This is a genomic window from Pedobacter sp. GW822-FHT03F06, assembly GCF_058801365.1.
Genome location: NZ_JBXANE010000007.1, coordinates 49,484 through 71,363, shown reverse-complemented (window position 1 = coordinate 71,363; position 21,880 = coordinate 49,484). Strand labels below are relative to the sequence as shown.

The 21,880-nt window shown below is 41.3% G+C and carries 17 protein-coding genes; 5 read left to right on the top strand and 12 right to left on the bottom strand.

Annotated features, from left to right (window positions below):
• Positions 1 to 9: 9 nt before the first annotated feature.
• The 3 genes from AC1RJ8_RS13610 to AC1RJ8_RS13600 all read right to left on the bottom strand — a co-directional run bounded on the left by AC1RJ8_RS13610 (position 10) and on the right by AC1RJ8_RS13600 (position 3,327).
• Entirely contained in the window at positions 10 to 627 is a 618-nt protein-coding gene (locus AC1RJ8_RS13610; protein ID WP_492954282.1) for a YceI family protein, read from the bottom strand.
• 566 nt (positions 628 to 1,193) lie between these two features.
• A complete protein-coding gene (locus AC1RJ8_RS13605; RefSeq protein WP_492954281.1) occupies positions 1,194 to 1,886 on the bottom strand; it encodes a response regulator transcription factor in 693 nt (230 codons plus the stop codon).
• Positions 1,873 to 3,327: a sensor histidine kinase gene (locus AC1RJ8_RS13600; RefSeq protein ID WP_492954280.1), complete on the bottom strand. Its 1,455-nt coding sequence runs from the start codon at positions 3,325 to 3,327 to the stop codon at positions 1,873 to 1,875. The genes AC1RJ8_RS13605 and AC1RJ8_RS13600 overlap by 14 nt, the downstream gene beginning before the upstream one ends.
• 109 nt (positions 3,328 to 3,436) lie before the next feature.
• Here AC1RJ8_RS13600 and AC1RJ8_RS13595 point away from each other — a divergent pair, with 109 nt between their 5' ends.
• Positions 3,437 to 5,821 carry an outer membrane beta-barrel protein gene (locus AC1RJ8_RS13595; protein WP_492954279.1) on the top strand — a complete coding sequence of 795 codons (2,385 nt, stop codon included), beginning with the start codon at positions 3,437 to 3,439 and terminating at the stop codon, positions 5,819 to 5,821.
• A gap of 122 nt (positions 5,822 to 5,943) precedes the next feature.
• Here AC1RJ8_RS13595 and AC1RJ8_RS13590 read toward each other — a convergent pair whose 3' ends face one another.
• On the bottom strand, positions 5,944 to 6,228 hold the full coding sequence (locus AC1RJ8_RS13590; RefSeq protein ID WP_492954278.1) for a hypothetical protein: 285 nt from the start codon (positions 6,226 to 6,228) through the stop codon (positions 5,944 to 5,946).
• A gap of 209 nt (positions 6,229 to 6,437) precedes the next feature.
• On the opposite strand from AC1RJ8_RS13590, the gene AC1RJ8_RS13585 reads away from it, so the two are divergent.
• Positions 6,438 to 6,974, top strand: a complete 537-nt coding sequence (locus AC1RJ8_RS13585) for a hypothetical protein (RefSeq protein WP_492954277.1) — start codon at positions 6,438 to 6,440, stop codon at positions 6,972 to 6,974.
• Between the two features lie 331 nt (positions 6,975 to 7,305).
• Here the strand turns inward: AC1RJ8_RS13585 and AC1RJ8_RS13580 are convergent, their stop codons facing one another.
• From AC1RJ8_RS13580 to AC1RJ8_RS13565, 4 genes are all read right to left on the bottom strand, one after another.
• Positions 7,306 to 8,358 (bottom strand): hypothetical protein, encoded by a 1,053-nt coding sequence (locus tag AC1RJ8_RS13580; protein ID WP_492954276.1) that lies wholly within the window; start codon positions 8,356 to 8,358, stop codon positions 7,306 to 7,308.
• A 482-nt stretch (positions 8,359 to 8,840) separates the two neighbouring features.
• Positions 8,841 to 10,652 (bottom strand): Kelch repeat-containing protein, encoded by a 1,812-nt coding sequence (locus tag AC1RJ8_RS13575; RefSeq protein WP_492954275.1) that lies wholly within the window; start codon positions 10,650 to 10,652, stop codon positions 8,841 to 8,843.
• 203 nt (positions 10,653 to 10,855) lie between these two features.
• Complete coding sequence (locus tag AC1RJ8_RS13570; RefSeq protein WP_492954274.1) at positions 10,856 to 11,668, bottom strand: helix-turn-helix domain-containing protein; 813 nt, start codon at positions 11,666 to 11,668, stop codon at positions 10,856 to 10,858.
• Entirely contained in the window at positions 11,669 to 12,640 is a 972-nt protein-coding gene (locus tag AC1RJ8_RS13565; protein ID WP_492954273.1) for an aldo/keto reductase, read from the bottom strand.
• 521 nt (positions 12,641 to 13,161) lie between these two features.
• On the opposite strand from AC1RJ8_RS13565, the gene AC1RJ8_RS13560 reads away from it, so the two are divergent.
• Genes AC1RJ8_RS13560 through AC1RJ8_RS13550 form a run of 3 tightly spaced genes read left to right on the top strand, consistent with a single transcriptional unit; the run spans position 13,162 to position 16,812 of the window.
• Positions 13,162 to 14,370, top strand: coding sequence for a GAF domain-containing sensor histidine kinase (locus tag AC1RJ8_RS13560; RefSeq protein ID WP_492954272.1), 1,209 nt, complete (start codon positions 13,162 to 13,164; stop codon positions 14,368 to 14,370).
• Positions 14,371 to 14,404: 34 nt separating this feature from the next.
• The gene (locus tag AC1RJ8_RS13555; RefSeq protein ID WP_492954271.1) at positions 14,405 to 15,646 is read left to right on the top strand and encodes a YaiO family outer membrane beta-barrel protein; all 1,242 of its coding nucleotides are present in this window, start codon (positions 14,405 to 14,407) and stop codon (positions 15,644 to 15,646) included.
• Positions 15,646 to 16,812: a hypothetical protein gene (locus AC1RJ8_RS13550; RefSeq protein WP_492954270.1), complete on the top strand. Its 1,167-nt coding sequence runs from the start codon at positions 15,646 to 15,648 to the stop codon at positions 16,810 to 16,812. Before AC1RJ8_RS13555 ends, AC1RJ8_RS13550 begins: the two co-directional genes overlap by 1 nt.
• Here the strand turns inward: AC1RJ8_RS13550 and AC1RJ8_RS13545 are convergent, their stop codons facing one another.
• Genes AC1RJ8_RS13545 through AC1RJ8_RS13530 form a run of 4 tightly spaced genes read right to left on the bottom strand, consistent with a single transcriptional unit; the run spans position 16,813 to position 21,681 of the window.
• Positions 16,813 to 18,834 carry an LTA synthase family protein gene (locus AC1RJ8_RS13545; RefSeq protein WP_492954269.1) on the bottom strand — a complete coding sequence of 674 codons (2,022 nt, stop codon included), beginning with the start codon at positions 18,832 to 18,834 and terminating at the stop codon, positions 16,813 to 16,815.
• A 2-nt stretch (positions 18,835 to 18,836) separates the two neighbouring features.
• Positions 18,837 to 20,264: a glycosyltransferase family 2 protein gene (locus tag AC1RJ8_RS13540; protein WP_492954268.1), complete on the bottom strand. Its 1,428-nt coding sequence runs from the start codon at positions 20,262 to 20,264 to the stop codon at positions 18,837 to 18,839.
• Entirely contained in the window at positions 20,258 to 21,322 is a 1,065-nt protein-coding gene (locus AC1RJ8_RS13535; protein ID WP_492954267.1) for a HEAT repeat domain-containing protein, read from the bottom strand. The genes AC1RJ8_RS13540 and AC1RJ8_RS13535 overlap by 7 nt, the downstream gene beginning before the upstream one ends.
• Positions 21,319 to 21,681: a response regulator transcription factor gene (locus AC1RJ8_RS13530; RefSeq protein WP_492954266.1), complete on the bottom strand. Its 363-nt coding sequence runs from the start codon at positions 21,679 to 21,681 to the stop codon at positions 21,319 to 21,321. The genes AC1RJ8_RS13535 and AC1RJ8_RS13530 overlap by 4 nt, the downstream gene beginning before the upstream one ends.
• Positions 21,682 to 21,880 lie beyond the last annotated feature (199 nt).

Genomic DNA, 21,880 nt, shown 5'->3' with positions numbered 1-21,880 from the left:
GATGAACTGTTATTTTGCTACTGATGCCTTAACATAGTCGAACTCGAAGTGGACAACCAAGTTATTACCCACTTTCATTGCGCCAAGCATAAAACTTGGTGGTTCAATACCATAGTCGGTGAGCATTAATTTTTCGCTGCCATGGCAACTGATGGAACCATCTGCATTTACCAAAGCCATTACCTTCATTGAAAGGCTTTGTGTTTTTCCGGCAATGGTCAAGATTCCGGTGGTCTGAATCGAATACCTTTTTGCCTGTACCATGGTAACTGTTGCAAAAGTGAGCTGATAGCTTATCTTAGGAAACTCAGTTGCGTTAAGTGTTTTATAGGTTCGGCCATCCATAGCAGATTTACCGCTTTTGAGGCTCTTTGCCGCCAGGGTAAATTTTAGGGCTGTTACATCTGTCATTTCACCACGGGCATTGAAATTAAATGTACCTGTGCTTTCGAACTGTTTGGATGTCATCGACCAATCGTGGACATTGGATGTGCCCGATACCTTAACTGAATTGCCGGCTGTTTGCGAAAGCTGATATGTTGTTTGCGCCACTGTTACCAGCGGTGAGAGCATAAACAATAAGATGATAGGTCTGATTTTTTTCTGGAATATGTTAAATGTTTTCATAGCAGGGTTATTGGATTAAACTGTTGCTCAAACCTACCCTGTTCTGCGCCAAATTTTATGAGGCGCACCAGATTGAAAACTGATAGTCATCACTTTTCAACCACATCAACATCCTATAAATCAATAATATAATGTCTAAAAATGGCTTTTCGGCTAAAGTTCAGCTGATTCCAATCCAAACTGTAGCCTCAACTATTTGCCATGCAGTATTCAAGGCATCTTAAAGATTGACCAAAATATATCCAATCAGGCCGCGAGGAACCAATGTCATTAAGTTAATTACCGCGGTTGTCAGTCTGTCCGAAGGACTCCTGTGGAGAGCGTAGTCGAAGACTTCTTGAGATGATAAATCGCAAATAAAAGCCCTTCGACTAGGCTCAGGGTGACATCTTTTTGAGATTTATCTTTTAACTTGATGACATTGGGGAGGGCCCTTTTCATTTTTACGTCCGATCAGGTCTTAATTGTATTATAATTTACCCGAGCCGCCAATCATAAATTTTAATGCAGTTTTAATCATGCAACTAAATCGGGGGCCATGCTATAATTTCAATAATAACACATCATCAACAAATGAGTTTATATCCTACTCCACGCAAACTGATGATCTGTATTTCAGGTTCGCTTTTTAAGAGCTTTCGCAGATGTGCCATAAAAACATCCATACTCCGGCCATTATAAAAACTGTCTTCTCCCCATATTTTGATCAGCGCATCCTCACGTTCCAAAATGTTATTTCGGTTTTTCAGTAATAATTCTAGCAGGATAGCTTCTTTATAAGAAAGTGAATATTCACCTACAGAAGTTTTTAGTTTTTGGGCTACAGGATCGAGTTCACAGTTTCTGAACCAATATTTTCTATCGGTATCGTTTTCCCCGTTGTTCGCAGGGCCAAACCGCTTTAAAAGTGATTCCATCCGCACCAGCAGCTCATCAATACTAAAAGGTTTTTTAAGATAGTCGTTTCCACCGCTTTTAAATCCCATCACCACATCTTCGGTAAGGGCTTTTGCGCTCAAAAAGATGATCGGAATATTGGGATCAGATTTTCTGATTTCGGCCGCCAAGGTATAACCATCCTTTTGGGGCATCATGATGTCGAGTACACAGATATCAGGCTTTTCTGCTTCAAATTGCGCCCAGGCAAGCGCTCCATCTAAAGCCAGCTTTACCTCGTAACCACTGCTGGTTAAGCCATCGAGCACAATGCGCGCCAAAAAAGGCTCATCTTCTGCATATAAAACCTTAATTTTCTTCATATAAGGGCAAAATGACCATAAAATTACTTCCTTTCCCTATTTTGCTCTGCAGCGCAACACGCCCGCCGTGGAGTTCTACCACCTGTTTAACATAATGAAGCCCCAGGCCGGATCCTTTCACATTGTGGATATTATCCTGGCTAAAAATCCTGAAAAAGCGCTCAAAAACCTGTTGCTGATAAATTTCTTTAATCCCCGGACCATCATCCTTAAAGCTGATGGTTAACTCGCCATCGGCAATGCTGCAGGAGACCTCAATTTTGGATTGGGCCGGCGAATATTTCAATGCATTATCAATCAGGTTATAACATACGTTAGCAAGATGCATCGCATCACCTTTGATAAAATAAGGCTCATCAGAAGGCACAAGTATAAGCTGCGAATTCTTCTCGCGTACCTGAATATCCATCGAAAAAATCACCTGTTTAAGTACGGATTGAATTTCGAAGAGGGTAAATTGCAATTTTGTTTTCCCAAGGTCCATTTGTTCCTGCTTAAGCACCTTTTCGATCATCGCTTGTAAACGCTGCAATTCATGACGGCTTATATTGATGTAATTCTGCAACTTTTCGGGCTCATCAATCAAATGATATTTACTGATCGATTCAAGAGCCACAGCAATCGTCGAGATTGGCGTTTGGAGTTCATGCGTCATGTTACTGGTAAAGCTCATTCTCGCCTGGGCATAAAGCTGTTGATTTTTCATCAGCCTGATGAGCAGGTAGAACGCGGCTGCTGTAAGCGCCAGCATCAGGAACGACGAAATGAGGTAATACCTCATCTGATAAATGATCAGCCAGGTAATACTGGGCACCACCAGCTGATACTGGTTCTGAAACTTTAGGTTATAGGTATATTTCCCACTGGCGAAAGCAGATGCATCTTTAGCAACTGCTTTCCCTTTCACCAACTTCCCACTGGAATAGTCGTAAAGGACATAGTGCCTATCGATAGCTACACCCAGGCCATTGAGCCGATGGTTCACCAAACTATCCATCACCTTCAGGTCGCGCTGATCTTCCAGCGAAACTTCCCGTTGCGATTTGCCATCGATAACGGAAGTTGATTTATGATCGGTTTGCTTTTTGGGATTGTTCGGGAACGACATTTTCATTTCTACCACCGAGCTATCATTGGTAATGCCATAATGGAACCGGCTGCGCAGGTTATCCACTTTTAAATCATCAAAAGCATGCCTGAGCACCAGCCATTCCGGTGAGAGGAAAAACTGCTGAAAACGGGTGCTTTTTTCATGCCCCTTCACAATGCTCTGATAGCTTATCTGACTCGAAGCATCGCTAACAATAGATTCGAGTACTGTAGTAACCGATTTCTTTTGCGCCAGATACAACTGCCTTATCCATGCACATTGCAGGCACAGGCTAATGATCAGCGTAATAACCGCCAGCGGAAGAACATATCTGGAGCGAAGCCATTTCATTCCCCTAAATTCAACAATTCATTTTATCTATAGAAGTCTGGGCCGAAGATTTAACCATATTTAACCGAGATTAACTTTGCTTAACATGTAAAGCATTTAGTTTTGAAACATGAAAAAGTTAACCCTACTCCTTATTTTCTGCTTCCCTTTGGTCACTTTAGCGCAATTACATAAAGGTTTGGTAACCGACAAAACCGGTGAACCAATTGATGGGGCAACCATCAGCTTGCAGCGTGGAGACTCGACCCTAACCATCCAGATTTCAAAAAACGGGTTGTTCAGTTTCCCACAGCCTTTTAAAGGCAGTTACATTTTAAAGGCTAATGCTGTTGGATATAAAAATACGGTTCAAACATTGAATCTTCCGATGGATTCGGTTGTGATCGTGATGATCAGTGACGATAGAACCCTGGAGCAGGTAACGGTATCAGCTTCAAAACCACTTATTGTGAGAAAAATCGACAGGGTGATATTCAATGTCGAAAATAGCATCGTAGCAAGTGGTGCAACGGTTTGGGATGCATTGGGCAAAGCACCGGGCGTACAGACCCGTTTTGACGGCGGCGTAACGGCGAACAATAAAGGTGTGGTGATTTACATGGATGATAAGCCCATCAGGTTATCGGGAGAAGATCTGGCCGCATATCTCCGGAGCCTTCCTTCGGACAATATTGCCAAAATAGAAATTATTGCCAATCCAACGGCGAGGTATGATGCCCAGGGCGGTGCAGTAATCAATATTATTTCTAAAAAACCAAAAGGCGACGGCTTTAACCTGGTGCTTTCCGGCGGTTATACCCAATCAACCTATAGCAGCTATAACCCCAGTATGGTGTTCAACTATCGGAAAGACAAATTGAATGTATATGGCAGTTATGGCTACAGCAGACGTAAAAAGGACCATACAGAAAGTGAGTACATCATTTTCGATTCGCCGGGAAACTATGCAGACTGGAAGAATGATAAATCGGGAATACGTTCGGGAAAGGCCAATAGTTATAAAATCGGCGCAGATTACAACCTGACCGACAAACAGGTAATCGGTATTTTGGTAAATGGCTACAATGGTGCGAACAGCAGGCCAAATAGTACATTAACGACTATTGTTAACAACCACTCGGCACTACCAGATTCCATTCTTCATACCCAAAATGTTTCTAACGGAAAAGCCTATCAATATAGTTTCAATTTTAACTACAAGATCAAATTAGATACCAACGGGCGGAATATTAATGTGGATTTAGATTATGTGCCTTACCAGAACAAAAACAGCCAACAGGTAGATACTTATGGCACATTGGGTAATGGGAATCTGCTTCCCGACAATTACCACATCTTTACCCCGTCTGACCAGAATATCGATATCTATTCGGGAAAGCTGGATTATACAGATAAGTTCTGGAATAAATGGACGTTTGAATCGGGCGTAAAATATAGCAGTATCCGCACACGCAACAGTTTTGATTTTTATAATAATCCGACAACCGGTCCTGAGTTGGTACCTAACCGCAGCGACCGCTTTGAATATGCAGAAAACATATCGGCTATTTATGCCAGTATTAGCGGAGATGCTGGCCAATGGAGCTTTGAGGGTGGTTTACGGGGTGAATATACCCGAACAAACGGAAAATCGCTGGTATTAAATACCAATAACCAGAACCACTATTTTAAGCTTTTCCCAACGCTTTTTGTAGCGTATAAAATGAATAAAGACAACGAAATAAACCTCGTTTATAATTCGAGGATCAACAGACCTGAATACTGGAGGTTAAACCCTTTTAAATCTTATACCAGCCCTTACACTTACCTGGAAGGAAACCCTGCATTACAACCTGCTTTTATTTACAATGGCGAACTGGGCTATACCTATAAACAGCAATATAACATTTCATTTTACCTACGGCGGGTGGTTGATTATTTTAGTAATATCTCGGTACAGGATAACAACTCAAAACTCTTTTATGATACCCAAAGAAACCTCGATTTGAGTCAGGAAATGGGTTTCTCGGCATCCTTTCCCATTAAGCCAGCTTCCTGGTGGGAAATTAATAATTATGCACAGGGCTCTTACCGCCAGGAAAAGTCGGGATATTTACAGGCCCGTTATGATTACCATGTTTGGGGTATTTACCTAAGCACTAATCATGCTTTTACATTGAACAAAACACAGGGATTGAAAGCAGAAATCAGCGCATGGTATTCTTCTCCTACCATACAGGGCATTTATAAACTTGCACAGCTTTATGATGTGAGCGCAGGTGTGAGCAAGAGTTTGTTTAAGGGCAAAGGCACTTTAAGGTTGGCTGTAAACGATATGTTTTATGGAAATGCCTACCGCATTGATGTTGATTACGAAAATCAACATAATGGTTTTTATGAGAAGAACGATACACGCAGTGCTACTTTAAGCTTTTCGTACCGGTTGGGCGGTAATCCAACCGCGGCCAGAAAAAGAACTTCGGCCAGTGAGGAGGAAAAGAAACGCACGCAGTAAATTTTAACCACAGATGCACACAGGTAAACACGGATTTTCATATCTGTGTGCATCCTTTCTATCTGTGGTTAAATTATTTTTGCTGCTTGGGGTCATAGCGTGACGCTACAATCAGAATGGCTTTAACCACAGATGCACACAGATAAACACAGATTTTCATATCTGTGTGCATCCTTTCTGTCTGTGGTTAAATTATTTTTGCTGCCTGGGTCATAGCGAGACGCTACGATCAGAATGGCTTTAACCACAGATGCACACAGATAAACACGGTTTTCATATCTGTGTGCATCCTTTCTATCTGTGGTTAAATTATTTTTGCTGCCTGGGTCATAGCGTGACGCTACGATCAGAATGGCTTTAACCACAGATGCACACAGATAAACACGGATTTTCATATCTGTGTGCATCCTTTCTATCTGTGGTTAAATTATTTTTGCTTGTGTCGAATGGGCTAACTTAATGACATTGCGCGTGTCCCAGCGAGGCTATAATCAGCCTTCTAATACGATTTACGATTTATTTACAAAATTTACATTTTTATTTACAATCCAAATCACTCCATCCAAAAAATATCAAACTAGATTCGCTTAATCAATTTTGAAAGGATATGAAACATATGAAAAAAACCATCTATGTGCTGATCTTACCACTGGTTGTGGTGAGCGGATTAGTATTTGCCAATCGTGAAATTAAGCCATCCCCAAAACCCTTGTCTACCGCTGAGCGGAAAGCCCGCATGGTGGAGGACAAGAAAAAATGGGAAGCCTCTCCTGACGGGATCAGGTACAAAAAATGGGAGCTTTCTCCTGAAGGTAAAAAAGTGCATGCCAGTCATGATAAAATAAAGAAGTATATAAAGGATTTCAGTTACATGGAAGCCGTGGTCACCTCGGTTACTTTTCAGCGCGCAAACGCGAAATCAGGACCAAAATGGCTTATCGTTAGGATTGATGGCGAAGAATATATGATGCAATTCACGCTTAAGGATTTTCAGCAGTTAAATGGCCTGAAAGTTAACGACAAAATAATGGTAAAAAGCCACAGCGCCGGCTATTCGCCCAATCATCCCTATTTGATTGTATCGGGCGATTATATTGAGCAAAATAATAAGGTACTTTTTAAACATGACTTTAGTAAAAATAACGGTTGCTGAGGCTTCCAAAATTTCGACACTCCAGCTCTCCGCTAAGATTAAAAGCGCATCGAAAGATGGGCTTTTTTTTTAATAGGGATTTTTAACTAACCTCAATTTTCTGCTCTTGCAAACATGCACACGCGGTACGCGTGCGCAAGCGAGGTGTCTTTATTCCCAATTAAAAAATAGTTAAAGTTCCTTGATTCTAATTTGAATACTGCTCACATCCGAAATGAGCATGTTTATTTGATTTCATTGAAATATGATGTTAGCCAAAATATAAATCAGTGACACCACTTTTCGTAGATCATCAATCTTATAATCGTAACTTTAAATTTAGTATTATGAACTAAATGTGGCTATTAAGATTTATTACCACATTCAAAATTTCAAAAGGGTCTGAATATAATTTGCATTTGTAATGTGCTGTACAATCGATTGGTTTTGTTTTTAAAAGATGATGAAATTTTTTCTCCGTAAAAAAATAGTCAGCATAACCTACGCCTATGCAGGAATGCGAAAGATCGTAAAAGTCATTCTTTTGAACCTTTCTAGCCTTTTCGATATTGATGGCAGCGAGAATGGCTGAATTAAGGTAGAGAAAAGGTGCAGACTCTATATAAAGAGATAGGTTGTCTAAAGGATTTACTTTACTTATTGGTTTATAATTAATAAGTTTGCTCAATGATTCAGATTGAGAAGCCAGTCCTTGGACAAGAAGTTCCTCATAACTGTGTTTAGCTGTATCTTTCGATTTGATATCATTAAATAGTTCAGCGAACTTTCCAGAAGAATCATAAAAATCTCCGTTAGTTTCTTCCAGATATTCCCGAACCATCATTTCGGACATGGAGTCATACATAATATTATATAACAAATCAGGCTCATTCTCCATTTTTTTTAATGTAACTGCTGAGAGAAATCTGTTTGCTTCAAACACTGAACTCAAATGGTATTGATCAATAGGTTCCTTACCAGCCGCAATTAGATCAATGTTAATATATTCGAATGTACATGCGTTAAGGCCGTTTAATACAACTACTACCTGCAAACTATCCATTATTCTCGCTGTCTCCAATTTCCTATCCAGTGGCATTTTTTCTACTTCGGTTAAGATTGAGTCAGAAGTGACACAAACAGCTATATTATTGTTTACTAATTGCAATAGATTTTTATGGATACTTTTATATAGGATCTTTTGTTCTAGTTTCATTGTTATATCATCTTCTAATGCCATTCGGAAACTAACCCAATATTTTAAGTCGATGAAGATTGTTCTTTTGCCTACAACTTTATCATATGGCTTCTTTTTCATCAACTCAGCAAACTCCAGTCTTGGAAGTCGATGTATCCCATTCTTATCTAATAACAAAGCAATTAATTCTTGATCGGTATAGCCCATATTTTATTAGTACTGAAGATTGTCTAAGATAAGCATACCTCGTTAGGAATATACTTTCATTAGAATTAAGTAACAGGTGTTAGAGGAAGTGTAAAGGGATCATTGATATTACACATGGTTTAAAAAACCGTTTACTAAACTTACAAGCAACTTATGTTAACAAAAATTGCAACAGCTACTTAGAAATTTATATATATTTAAAAAATTAGCCTATCTACCGCAAGTCTAGTGTCCCGGCCCAGAAACATTGGTGAGATTTGTGTTTTCGTTAAATTAACAAGTGAATACACAAGTCATCCAGCCCATTGTTCTATGTGCTAAGACTTGTGCTGGTCAGGGGCTTTTTTTGTTAAAGGTATATCTATAATTAATTTGGCTTTGATCTTAGCGAGACGCTAAGACTAAATGGGGCTGACAGTTTAAAAACCTTTTCAATGGGATGTCTATTCTTTCTTAATATCGTACAAAATAGCTCCGCCAAATTATGGATCAAAACGAAAAACTCCTTTTAAAGGCTGTAGGTGATAGTCGTAAGAAGGTTTACCAAACATGATATAGCCATGTCCACCCACTGATGTAGCAGCACTCATTACTAACATCGATTTATCGATAATATTGTCCTTTTTTACAAATGTATCCGCAATGGGATCGTACTCATAAATAGATGAACTGATTACACCAGCGGAACTCATTCCACCGCCGATGTAAGCCTTTCCGTTAGCTTCAAAACTAAAACAGTTGACTGCATAAATATATGATGGAACATCTTTGATTTGTTTCCAGGTTTCTGAAATAAGATCAAACGACCAGGAATCAGTAGGATATAAACTCTGGCTGGTTCCCCACATCGACTGGCCACCAAAAACGATCACTTTATTACCCACTTTAAAAGATTTGAAGTCCCTTCTTGAAGTGCCTGGAAAATCGGGCATCACCTTCCAGGTATCGGCAGCTGGATCATATCTTTTAAAAGATTTCACGGTAAAAACATAATTAGTAGAACTAGAATACCCACCACCCAGCATATAACCATAATTATCACTGGCAAAAAGCGTATAACTACTCAGCATTGTACCTGGATAAGAATTACTCTTTTTCCATGCATTATTTTCTATATCGAACTGATATACATCACTCGTGAAGGCAGTGCCAATGGCGTTGGGAATAAAAACCAGCCTATTTTTTGCGGTAAAGCTCACGCCAGCACCATATAGTGTGGCCGGAAAATCTGCCAGTTTTCGCCAGGTTGAAGCGCCCGGATTGTATTCATAAAAATCGTTAAGCCCTCGTGTATCTATATCAGCACCAAGACCACAATAAATCTTGCCGTTAATACTTCCCATAATCCCCTTATATCTAGCTACACCTGGCAGCTCACTTACCTGCGTTAAAAACCTGTAAACCTTCGAAACAGCTTTCGAAGTCGTGATCAGGTCCTTTCCTGTCTGTACAGAAAAATTACCACTATAGGCAAATTCGGCTAAGGGCAATTTCAATTCCAGCGCTGTCCGTTCTGCCTTTATCACTTCCAGTTTCGTCGCCCCAATCATCACAATATTGCTATCAATGTTAGGGTTAAAATAATTTCCTGTAACTTTCACGGTGCCCCCAACTTTATCCACAATCAAAAAATCAGCTGGCAACTGTGGTTGCTGTAGGCTAAAATAAGTGTTTAAACCGGCTTGATTGTACAGTTCAAGGGAAACCGAATTCTGATAAGTATAAAGTTCAGAGGGAACTTTAAAGAAAACGCTGCCCTGAGTAGTTTTTGAAGGCTTCAAACGTATCTTGCCATTAATCACGATAGTGACTGAGGCCAAATCAGCGTCATTGGCATTGGTAACTTTAACCTCTACCTCATCTCCCCAGGTATAACTCTGTTGTGGCAGTGAAATACCCAGACCAAAAGTATTCTTCCCCTCAAAAGCTACCACTTCACTGTATCGAAGCTGATGATCCTTATCAATGAAATATGCCCTGGCAAAATACCTTTTACCTCTCGTAAAACCAGCAACCACATCATAAGAAAAGTTCGTAAGTGGAGTAGGGCTAAAATAGCTAAAAGCAGCACCCTTAACGAGGTTTTCGTTCTCGCTCCAAACCACGCCTGATTCCAGTATATCTTCGATATTAACATTGGTAATGGAGGTACTAAAGCGGAAGCCGCTGCTAATGTCTTGTACAGAAACAATGATGGCCGGATCTGGAAGAGGATTTTTTTTGCAACCGAACAAAAGTAATAAAACAGGTAGAATTACTGCGAAAGCATGATGAGGAGTGCGTATAAAAGACATGATTTAGATTTAAATGGCTCAAAAATATCGATTATATTATCAATTGCAAATAATTCTTCTGCAATACATAGCTCCTTAATAATTTCATAGGAATACCTTGCTAGCGCACGCGTGCCGCGTGTGCAAATTCCCCTTATCTAAAGCAAGTTTAGTGCCCCAGCCTAAAAACAACAACCCCAATATCCTTTCTTTAAATCCATACCCTACGCATTTATCGCCGTAGGTGCCATACCAAACTTCTTTTTAAAAGCATGTGAGAAGTGCGACAGGCTTTCAAAACCAAGCTCGAGATAAATGGCTGATGGTTTTTGATGTTTGCTTTCGATGAGGTGTTTGGCTTCCCTTAGCCGTTTATCCTGCAGCCAATGGCGGGGCGGCGCACCGAATGTTTTCAGGAAATCGCGTTTAAAACCGGCCAGGCTGCGACCGGTAAGCTGCGCGAATTTTTCGATAGGTACATTAAAATGAAAATTGCTCAGCATAAACTTTTCCAGGTCTATTTTATGCGGTTCTGAAAAGTCGAACAAAAAGTTCCGCAGTGCCGGTAGGGCAAGCAATAGTAGTTTAATGCCTTCTTTCACTTTCAAAATACCCATTTCATTGGTCATGGTGGCACCCGAGCTTCGGGCATAGGGAACAATAGACTGGAAATATCCTTCCAGGAATTCGTTTGATGGAATCAGGATATTTGGCGGACCAATGTATTTATGGTCTGCCGTTAACTTTTCTTCCAATACGATTTTGCGCAAAAGTTCTTCCTGCAGGGATATGACGATGGTTTCATAGTTTCCTCCCGGCAGTGGTGTTTTGGTGAGCGTACCCAGCTGGTTTTTGCCAATCAACAACAGTTCTCCTCCGCTCATCGAAATACTTTGCCCGGCGGTTTCTAAGGTGAACTGCCCCGACACCTGCAGTACCAGGGTATGGTGGTTCCAGAAACACACTTTCTCTTTCCGCTGGGCAGAGAGGTAAGAATAAAAGATCAGGCCTGGGAGGATTTCTTTTGGATTGGTCATTTAACGCTGTAAATAAGTACCGCCACGTATGGCACCTACTGCAAAAGTAGTATTTAAAGTATTCATTTCTTGCGGTGTAAATACAATATCAAGCGCTTTAATATTTTCGGGCAGGCGCGATCTGCGGCTCATGCTTACTAGAGGCATCATATGGTCGCCCTGCTCCTTTACCCAGGCAATAGCAAGCTGTGTAGGTGTACAGCCTTTGTTGTGCGCTAATTGTTTCAATACTTCTACTTTTTCGAGGTTATGAACCAGGTTTTCGCCCTGAAAACGGGAGAAATGGTTATGGTAATCATTTTCTGCAAGTGGCGCTTTCATGTCGCCGGTTAATAAACCTTCAGCGGTATTGGCGAAGGCCACTACGGCAATGCCCAATTCTTTTGCTGCAGGCAACAGTTCGTTTTCGATCTGACGGTCGGCCAGCGAATAGCCGATTTCAAGCGCACTGATGGCGTGAGTTTCATTTGCCTGATGAAGCTGCTCAGCTGTAATTTCAGACACGCCAATGTGACGCACTTTACCTTCTTTAATCAGGTCGGCAACCGTTCCGATGATGTCTGCTACCGGCACGCTGCCATCCATTCGGCAAGGCTGGTAGAGGTCGATGGTTTCGATCCCCAAACGCGTTAGCGAATAATTGATAAAATTTTTGATCGCCATGGGGCGCAGGTCTAATCCCAGCCACTGGCCGTTATGAAAGATGGCACCGAATTTTACGCTGATAAAAGCATCGTCGCGCCGGCCTTTAATCGCTTTGCCAATTAACATTTCGTTATGACCGGCGCCGTAAAAATCGCCTGTGTTTAAAAAGTTAATGCCATTATCTAATGCTTCCTGAATGGTGGCAATACTTTCTGTTTCGCTGGGTGTAGCACCACCCCATACAGAAGACATACGCATACAGCCCAAACCAAGTTTAGATACGAATGGGCCATTTTGACCCAATTGAATTTTTGTGATGTTGTTCATGAAACAAAGATCAACATTCGGAACACCCAAGGCTTTCTTCTACGGCTCAAATATTTTGTCTGTACGGCTCAGCTCTAGCAAATTAGTCATGTAGGGCCAGGGCATCCTTAGTTAGTGAAACGATCAACTCAAATTATTCAGTTTGCCATTTTCAACTGGGTTTGTGGCGTTAAAAACGGCCTGTTTAGCGAGGCTAAATACGCGTCATTGCGAAGGTTTTTCAGCCGACCGCCTGTCAAGATCGCTTATTCAATTGCAAAGAATCATTTGGTGTCTTCGAACTGCGGCCCGCAGCAATAGTGATAGTTGAAAGGAGATTTATTTTCAGAAGCATAGCCCAGGCCCCATAAAATATCCCTGTTCAATATTCTGCCATTGCTGCTAACCAGAATAATTAAGAAACATATAGGTTGTGTTCCTGAATTTTTGCCGTCAAAACCTTATCTTCGGCATGTTTTTGATAGGACAATACTAGCCCTATAGATAAGCAAATGATTATTCCACATTAGCAACATAAGCCCATGTCTGAAATAAATTATCCTGTACCATATAACGAAGCTGAAAGGCTTTTAAGGTTATCCGATCTCGATATTGATTATGGAAGCCTGTCTGAAAGTTTTAAAGACCTTACCCATCTGGCCGCGAAAGTAGCCGGTACAGAAATCTCATTGGTTAACCTCATCGACGCCTATACCCAGTGGACGGTAGGCAGACATGGCCTTGATTTACAGCAGATGACCCGGGAAGAGTCTGTGTGCCAATACACGATTACACAAAACGATCAGTTCGAGGTAGTGGATCTTTCGGCAGATGACCGCTTTAACAAAAATTTCTATGTCGGTGCTCCGCTGTCCCTTCGTTATTATTTTGGCGTACCATTAAAGGATAACGACGGATTAAACATCGGTGCCCTTTGTGTGCTGGATACCGGATTGAAAACATTAGGCCCGGAGAAAATCGAGCTATTGAAGATCATTGCTGCAGAGATCATGAACAGGATAAAAACCTATCAGACCATGGAGTTGCTGCATAACAATTTAAAAGATGTTAAGGAATCGACCAAAAAAGTTGCTCATGATATTCGCGGACCAATTGCAGGGATAATAGGTCTGTCAGAAATTATTACTGAGCAAGGGAAAAGCGCCAATTTGGATCAGGTAATTGAGTTTATCAAACTCATTCATAGCGGAAGTAAATCACTTTTAGATCTTGCCGACGAAATACTTTCTGGTAATGATGAAGTGAAAGGTCCAGGTGTTAATGAATTTGACCTCAGCAGTTTCCGCGCCAAGCTTCAGGAGCTTTACGAACCGCAGGCAACCTGTAAAAAGATCAATCTGAATATCAATATTAACCCAGACAAAAAAAATATTGTTTTTTCGAAAAACAAGCTGCTGCAGATTAATGGGAACCTGATTTCCAATGCGGTAAAATTTACCCCGAGCGGGGGTACGATAAACGTAGACCTTGATGTAGTGGTGAAACCGGGAGCAAATATTTTACGGATCGTGGTTGCCGACAACGGCGTCGGAATCACGGAAGACGAAATTGAACAAATCTTAACAGGAGGTATTGGCACAAAACAAGGCACCGGAGGTGAAACAGGTTACGGATTTGGCTTATCGCTGGTAAAACACCTCATCGATAAACTAAATGGTGAAATGTTCATTACCTCTGAAATAGGACAGGGAACAGTCTTTCGCATTGAACTTCCTCAACGCCATTCGTAATTTTCTGTCTGATAAAAATCTAGTTTTTGCTATCATGAAGCCCAAATTTTATTTATTGCTATTATCAGCCCTGGTATTCTCCAAATTCTCGCAAGCGCAGGAAGGCAGTGCAGACGAGCTGTTTACCCAGGCAAGAACTGCAGCTTTCGATTCAAAAGACTATCCTAAGGCCATTGCCCTCAGTAAAAAGGCTTTGGCTAAAAGTCCGGACTATGCAGATATCAGGATCTTTTTAGGCAGGGTTTATACCTGGAGCAAGCAACCTGATAGTGCCAGGCAAGCTTTCGCCATGGTTTTAGCGAAACAGCCGGATAACAAAGATGCACATCTGGCTAATTCTACCCTCGAATTTTGGGAAGACAATAATGAAAAGGCCCTGCTCGAGGTAAATAAAGGCCTTACTTTCCATCCTACAGACGATGACCTCCTGCTGTTGAAAGCTAAAATACTCAACAGCTTAAAAAAATGGACCGAAGCAAACGCAGTTATTGAAGGGGTGCTAAAACGATCGCCCAACCTCACCGAAGCGCGTACACTTGCCGCAAGAGTAAGGGAAAATTCTTCCAAAAACAAGATAGGACTCAATTACGACTTTGTATACTTCGACAAACAATTCGATGATCCATGGCACATTGTGAGTATAGACTATAGCAGGCAAACCAAATTGGGCTCGGTTACCGGAAGGGTAAACTATGCGAACCGTTTTAACCGCAACGGCCTTCAGTTCGAGGTAGACGCATATCCGCGTATATCAAACACCTTCCAGGCCTATATCAGTGGCGGGTATTCTAACGACGTAGGCGTGTTCCCTCACTACCGTGCAGGCTTTTCATTGTATGCAAACCTACCGGCAAGTTTCGAAGCAGAAGCTGGATTTCGCTATTTAACCTTTGGCGAATCAACCTGGAGCTATACCGCATCAGTAGGGAAATACTACAAAAGCTTTTGGTTTAATTTACGGACTTTTTTAACCCCGTCCAACGATCAGGTTTCTCAATCTTTCGCCTTAACCACCCGGTACTATTTTGGTGGTGCCGATGATTATTTTAGCCTTCGCCTGGGCACTGGTTTATCGCCAGATGATCCCCAGAATAATGTTTTAATTGGAAACACGGCTTACAAGCTGCGATCAAATAACATCACGCTCGGTTACCGGAAAGCGTTTAAATCGCTTAATATCCTCATCGTTAACCTCGGGTTAGAGAACCAGGAATACAGGCCCGACACCAAAGGCAATCAACTTGATCTTGGGATTGGCTACATCAGACGTTTCTAATGAAAAGGAAGGTAAAAAAACTATGGATTGTACTGGCTGCTGCTGCAGGCATTCCATTAACGATGTGGCTCTGCTGGTATTTAAGCCCAAAAACCAAAATGGTTGCTGCCATAATCGATAAAACAGTTCTTACACCCGCAGGCCAGGAACACATCTCCTTCTTATGGATATTAAATCATGAGAAACTAACAAAAACAGCAAGTAAGTTTTATAAAATTGACCACGATTATTTTGGTTTTTTCCCCTTGGAGGGAGAAAAATTTCGCCTGAAGGGATTGGAGCGTTTTAACAATGATCAGCTACAGCAATTAAGTGATGATATTAACCTGGTTTATTTTACTGATACCTACGGCATTTATCGAAACGAATGGTATACCCAAAAGAATAACAACGAACGCTCCGGAATGGTTTATGGTGGGATGAGTAGCCAGGATATTGAGTTATTAAAGCAGATGAAGCAGAAAAAGAAGCTCATTATCACAGAATTTAATAGCATAGGAAGCCCTACAAGCCGAGAAACCAGAAAGCAGTTTGAGGATATGTTCGCGATGCACTGGACCGGCTGGACAGGCCGCTTTTTTGAAAGCCTTGATACGACAAGAAATAAGGAACTGCCGCGATGGCTCATTAATAATTATAAACGGGCAAATAACAACAACTGGCCGTTTAAAAAGTCGGGCATTGCTTTGGTTAGCGATCAGGACAGGGTTATCATTCTGGAGGATGGCCGCGACTTAAAAGACCCGATGCCACATATTATCAGTGGCGAATACGGACAAAAAGTACTGGGTTTGCCTGAAGAGATTAAATATGCATTCTGGTTTGACGTTATTCAGCCGAACAGGGCGATTAATACACAGGTTGCCAGCTTTAGGATGGATGTTAACCAAAAGGGGGAGGCGCTTTTGAAGGCAAATGGGCTAAGTGCTGTTTTCCCTGCCGTGTTGATGCACAAAGAAACCGATTATCGCTTCTATTACTTCTCCGGAGATTTCTGCGACAACCCGGTAAGCCTGTCTTCCTCTTATTTCAAAGGGATTGGTGCATTCAAATGGTTATTCTACGATACCAGTAACCCGATGGAACGATCTAGCTTCTTTTGGAATTTCTATCGCCCGATGATGACCACCATCCTTGATCAGGAACGCGAGTACAATAAAAAATAGCTATTTCTTCGCCGGCCGATATTTTAAAATTACCGATGGCGGCAGCACCCTGGCCTTTGAACCCAAACCTGCATTTTTCCGCTTAAAACTTTCGAAGGCATTTTTTATGCGTTCGTAACTCACCTCATCTTTTACTAACTCCTCTTGCATATTGTCGCCTATTTGATAAAGCGATGTGCCGTTGAGGTGATAGGAGCCCTGGATAAAATCGACCATCTCGGTTTTGGTCTGTATCAGCGGGTAACTGTGCACATTTCTGAATGAGCGTGCAGTATCAAGTCCCGATCCGAGCCAGCTTACAGCACCGGGTAAGTCTATACCATAGCCCGACTGAAGATAGGCGAGCAAACTAGGCGTTACATCAAAATGTGTAGATATGGATGCGAATTGCGCACTACGCTTTAACAGCGGCGAATAAATAATTAAAGGTACATGATAGCGGTCTATCTTATTACTCATCGGGATTTCAGGCATCCGGTGATCGCCGGTAATTAAAAAAATGGTGTTGGCGTAGTCTTCTCTTTTCTTATAATTGTTAAAAAAGCTCTTCAAAGCATCGTCGGCATATAAAATAGTGCCATACTGATTTTTGTAATTGCGATAATTATCTTTCTTAGCTTCGTCGAACCCCAGGTCCGTCATCCGCTTTTCAAACCTGGAATTGTATTTTTCCTGTTCATTAATCAGGAAAGGATTGTGCGTGGTGACCGTTAAAATTACGTTCAGCTCTGCAGGTTTGGTGGCTTTTGAAGGCCTGCTTGCCAGATAATACCGATATAGCTCCTGATCTCCATATCCCCATGAAAATCCATTTTCTTCCGGCAGCTTAGGGTAACCTGCCGAAAAGGACTTGAGGTCTCTGATTTCATCGACACTGTTCTTTTGAAGAAATAGGCTCATGTTATCGAAGCTTGCGTCTCCTCCATAATAGAATGATGTTTTATAGCCATTAAATTTCAACAAACTGAACAAAGAAAGATGATCTGGCATTTGCTGCCCCTGCTCAAGAAAACCGTTTTTACCGAAAGGCAAAGATCCCATTAAAGACGGGAGTACTGCAAACGTACGCCCACCAGCACTTAAAAAGTTTTTCCAGTAAAGGCCTTTATTAGCTAATGAATCGATAAAAGGAGTGAAATTTCCCAGATAGGCACCTTCATTGGTAAACGCCCGGCCCAAGCCTTCAACGATTATGATCACAAGATTTGGTTTACCGGTGGCTTTATTGAAAAATGGTGTCAGAACATCACGATCGTTCGCTTTCCTATAAAATGGGTATTCCGAGCCACCCAGGTAGCTGAAAGTTGGGGGCGCAATACTACCGTCGCCATAATCTCCAATGTAGGCATCAGCATAAATATCCACATCCTCATCCCCGGGATAAAAGTGAGTATAAGAACTGCTAAAAAAGTAATCGGCCTTATTCAGCGCGAGGTTATTGACAAAAAGATTTTCAAAGTTTTTTTTGAAAAGATGCGCTTCGCCACTGGTCATTAGATAAAAAACAGACAGTATAGGTAAAGACCAGGCCAGCCATAACGGAACCTTGATACGGTTTGGCAATCGCTTAAGTGTAACGACCAGGAGTGCAATTACGAATAAAAAACTTAAAATTAAAGGTATGCTTACGGTACCGGATGCGCCAACAGTTTGCTTGATATCCGCAAAAGAGTAACCATAAAAATCTGCTCCCAAAGGCACCAGGGCGGTAGCAAAATACTGGCAGAGCACCAGCTGAATGAAGATGGTAATGGCAACAAATACTTTAAAACTAACTTTAGCCAGTTTAGGATGTACAAAAAACAGCGGAACAAATAGAATAAATTCAAAAATCAGCCATTTTAGCCAAAAGCTCAGGTCTGCCAGCCATGACCACAGCATAAAACTAAATAGCTTAGCCGGGAATTGATGAATTAATCCATTAACCACAACTTCTACAACTCTGATTACAATTAAAGCAATAAGCCAAACAAGGGCGATTTGCAGAAAAACTATGCTTGCTGATTTAAAACGGCTGATCATTATTAAACTTTTTCTTTTGTAAATCCTTTCCTGGTCATTTCTCCCCATGAATTCTTTTTCCTCAACAGATCGATATTGCCTTTGATAGCCGACCATACCACAAACGGATGGAAGATTAATGGCTCCAGAAATGCAGTAAGAATTAAAAGCAGAAGATTTCTGTTCGTTTTGTATTGGTTATAAGTGAGCACCTCCGTCAATATTGCAAAAACTGAGTATAAAAATCCGAAGCTGAATATAAAAAGCAATAAGCCCAGAAAGAAAGACCACTGGATCAATCCCAAGCTGGCAAAAACAATAAAGGCAATAAATCCTAAAAATTCTACAAGAGGGGCTAAAAATTCAAAGAAAAACCAATATGGATAGCTAATCATACCTAAAAGCCCGAATTTGGGATTAAAGAACATCACTTTATGCATCTGCAGGGTCTCAATTGTGCCCCGGGTCCAGCGATTTCGCTGTCTGCCCAGTATTTTAAAGGTCGATGGTGCCTCTGTCCAGCAAAGCGGATCAGGGATAAAGCTCACTTTGTGCGCAATCCCCTTTTCTTCCATGTATCGTCTCATTCTTACGACCAACTCCATATCCTCACCTACTGTTTTGTGATTATATCCACCGCACTTGACCACGATCTCTTTATCGAATGCGCCGAAAGCACCCGATATGAGCAGCAAGCCATTTAAGCGGCTCCAGGCCATCCGACCCAGCAAAAAGGCCCGAATATATTCCAGCGTTTGAACACGTGGCAGGAACTGGCTGGGAAGCTTAACTTTGAGCAAACGCCCGTTTTCCACAATGCAGCTATTGGCAATACGAATCACTCCCCCCGTAGCAATCACCCGCTTTTTCGTGCTTTCCAAAAATGGCTTGGCCAGTTTCAGAATAGCGTCCTGCTCTAAAATACAATCAACATCGATGCAAACAATATAATCGTTGCTTGAAACATTTATACCAACATTTAAGGCATCTGCCTTCCCGCCATTCTGCTTATCAACAACGATTAACTTTCTGTAAACTACTTTTCTGCTTCTGTAAACGCCTCTTACTTCCTTGGTTTCAATCTGGCCGTTAACAAAAAAGTCGGCCTTATAAAGATCATAAACTTCAATCAGCTTTGATAACGAATCATCTTTACTTCCATCGTTAATAATAATTACTTCCAGGTTGGTATAATTAATAGACAACAAAGACCGCACATTCTCGATAATGTTTGCCCCCTCATTATACGCTGGTGCTAATATACTGATACTTGGCGCCTGCCTGGAACCTGCCAGTACACCATAATCTGTAAAACTATTTTTACGCAAATAGTTACGGATCTCTCCGATCGAAAATGCCGCAATAAATATGTAGCAGGACAGCAGTACCAACGAATAGGTTAATAACCCATAAGTAAAAAAATCTATTAAAAACGATTGCCAGCTCACCATTTAATCTCGCTTTTTAGTTGAGGAATCATGTCGTTTAAGGGGTAAGTTTTCGATCTGGGATCGTTAAGCAGACACTCCAGGCCATTAGCATTGCCGTTAACAAGCGCGCGTGCAACCGCAAATTTCATTTCGTGCTGCTCGGCTTCCAGGTAACCCAGCAGCGTTGAAACATTTTGTACATCTCCAATCACTGCGATCGCATTCATGATAGCGATCTGATTTTTGTAGGTTTCTGCCTCGAACCTGCTCAGCAGCTCTTCTGATGTACTTTCTGTATATATTTCGGTTAATGTTGAGATCGCCTGTTTCCGCACACTGGCATCACCATGATCGAGGCAACTTACAATGTGCTCATAAAGCTCATACCGATGATAATTCCGGACCAATTTAAGGGCAAAAATAACAACACTCGGGTTGTTGGAGTTTAACCATTTGTCAATCCCCGTTAACTCGGCCAGTGGCACTGCAGACAATTCTTTTAAAAGCCTGATCTGCTGCCACTCTGTGATCTGGTAGGAGATGATATCAAGAAAACGAAGCCCTTCGAACCCAAAAAGATTCAGTACGGCAATCTGTGCCTCAATCCGAACCAGGTCATTTTTATTATTGGTATAACGGTATATCCTGGTAAGATGCTCTTTAAGGCCCATTGTTCCAATCTGCTGAATGGCATAAGCCTGCACATGCCATTTTCGGCTTTCCAGTAACCGGAGTGCCTTTTTATCTAAGCCAAGCTGAATGTATAAATGACGCAGGTTTTCACCATACCGGCCAGACATATTACGTTTTGCTGCAATAATTTTTTTCACAAATTGCTTACAGAATCTCTTGTTCTTTAAGTTGGCTTTTAACCGTGAAGTTACAGGAATTAAAGCCAGTTGCCCGGCCTTCTCCTCATGAAAAAATATAGCTTTACGAAGTAACAGATCTATCATCCTGTCCCACTTAACATATTCCCTTCTCCAGATTTTCCTGACAAATAAATAAAAAGAAAGAAATGTGATCAGGCAGATCGCCAGCGCGAAGAAAAACGACAGCAGTACTTCAAAAAAAATCATCTCTGATTAACTACTGCAAACCGCTTTATTCGCACAGAAAGTTCGTTAGGGCTAAAGGGCTTCGTTAAGTAATCGTCCGCACCTAAACGAAAAGCTTCAAGTACGATATCCTCCTGTCCCATTCCAGAAAGGATGATAATAGGTGTTTGGCTATTTTCTTTTACCGCAGCCACGATTTCCAGGCCCGAAAGGTAAGGCATCATCACATCTGAAATAATCAGGTCAGGTTGGTATTCATCTATTTTCCGCAACGCATCTCGCCCGTCACGCGCCAGGATCACCTCATGGCCGTCTTTTTTTAAACGGAATTCGACTGTTCTGAGCATTAACTCATCGTCTTCAGCAATTAATACCCTCATATTTAAAGTTATTGGATGTCTCTCGCAAAGTTAATACATTTCAATCGATAATTAAACAATGCGAATGCGATCAGTAATCGTTATCAAAGAAATACACCATACTCAAACACCGGATAAATAATGCCGAATTGAGCACTTAAAAGCAGAAAATGTACGCAAACCACTTTCTATGCAGTGGTAGAAAAGGCTATAATTCTAG

Excerpts from the sequence above, each read along its gene's own strand:
- AC1RJ8_RS13535 (WP_492954267.1), bottom strand. The coding sequence starts at position 21,322 with ATGATTTTTTTTGAAGTACTGCTGTCGTTTTTCTTCGCGCTGGCGATC.
- AC1RJ8_RS13580 (WP_492954276.1), bottom strand. The coding sequence starts at position 8,358 with ATGGGCTATACCGATCAAGAATTAATTGCTTTGTTATTAGATAAGAAT.
- AC1RJ8_RS13605 (WP_492954281.1), bottom strand. The coding sequence starts at position 1,886 with ATGAAGAAAATTAAGGTTTTATATGCAGAAGATGAGCCTTTTTTGGCG.
- AC1RJ8_RS13570 (WP_492954274.1), bottom strand. The coding sequence starts at position 11,668 with ATGACCAATCCAAAAGAAATCCTCCCAGGCCTGATCTTTTATTCTTAC.
- AC1RJ8_RS13575 (WP_492954275.1), bottom strand. The coding sequence starts at position 10,652 with ATGTCTTTTATACGCACTCCTCATCATGCTTTCGCAGTAATTCTACCT.
- AC1RJ8_RS13600 (WP_492954280.1), bottom strand. The coding sequence starts at position 3,327 with ATGAAATGGCTTCGCTCCAGATATGTTCTTCCGCTGGCGGTTATTACG.
- AC1RJ8_RS13595 (WP_492954279.1), top strand. The coding sequence starts at position 3,437 with ATGAAAAAGTTAACCCTACTCCTTATTTTCTGCTTCCCTTTGGTCACT.
- AC1RJ8_RS13610 (WP_492954282.1), bottom strand. The coding sequence starts at position 627 with ATGAAAACATTTAACATATTCCAGAAAAAAATCAGACCTATCATCTTA.
- AC1RJ8_RS13560 (WP_492954272.1), top strand. The coding sequence starts at position 13,162 with ATGTCTGAAATAAATTATCCTGTACCATATAACGAAGCTGAAAGGCTT.
- AC1RJ8_RS13540 (WP_492954268.1), bottom strand. The coding sequence starts at position 20,264 with ATGGTGAGCTGGCAATCGTTTTTAATAGATTTTTTTACTTATGGGTTA.
- AC1RJ8_RS13550 (WP_492954270.1), top strand. The coding sequence starts at position 15,646 with ATGAAAAGGAAGGTAAAAAAACTATGGATTGTACTGGCTGCTGCTGCA.
- AC1RJ8_RS13555 (WP_492954271.1), top strand. The coding sequence starts at position 14,405 with ATGAAGCCCAAATTTTATTTATTGCTATTATCAGCCCTGGTATTCTCC.
- AC1RJ8_RS13530 (WP_492954266.1), bottom strand. The coding sequence starts at position 21,681 with ATGAGGGTATTAATTGCTGAAGACGATGAGTTAATGCTCAGAACAGTC.
- AC1RJ8_RS13565 (WP_492954273.1), bottom strand. The coding sequence starts at position 12,640 with ATGAACAACATCACAAAAATTCAATTGGGTCAAAATGGCCCATTCGTA.
- AC1RJ8_RS13545 (WP_492954269.1), bottom strand. The coding sequence starts at position 18,834 with ATGATCAGCCGTTTTAAATCAGCAAGCATAGTTTTTCTGCAAATCGCC.
- AC1RJ8_RS13585 (WP_492954277.1), top strand. The coding sequence starts at position 6,438 with ATGAAAAAAACCATCTATGTGCTGATCTTACCACTGGTTGTGGTGAGC.
- AC1RJ8_RS13590 (WP_492954278.1), bottom strand. The coding sequence starts at position 6,228 with ATGCACACAGATATGAAAATCCGTGTTTATCTGTGTGCATCTGTGGTT.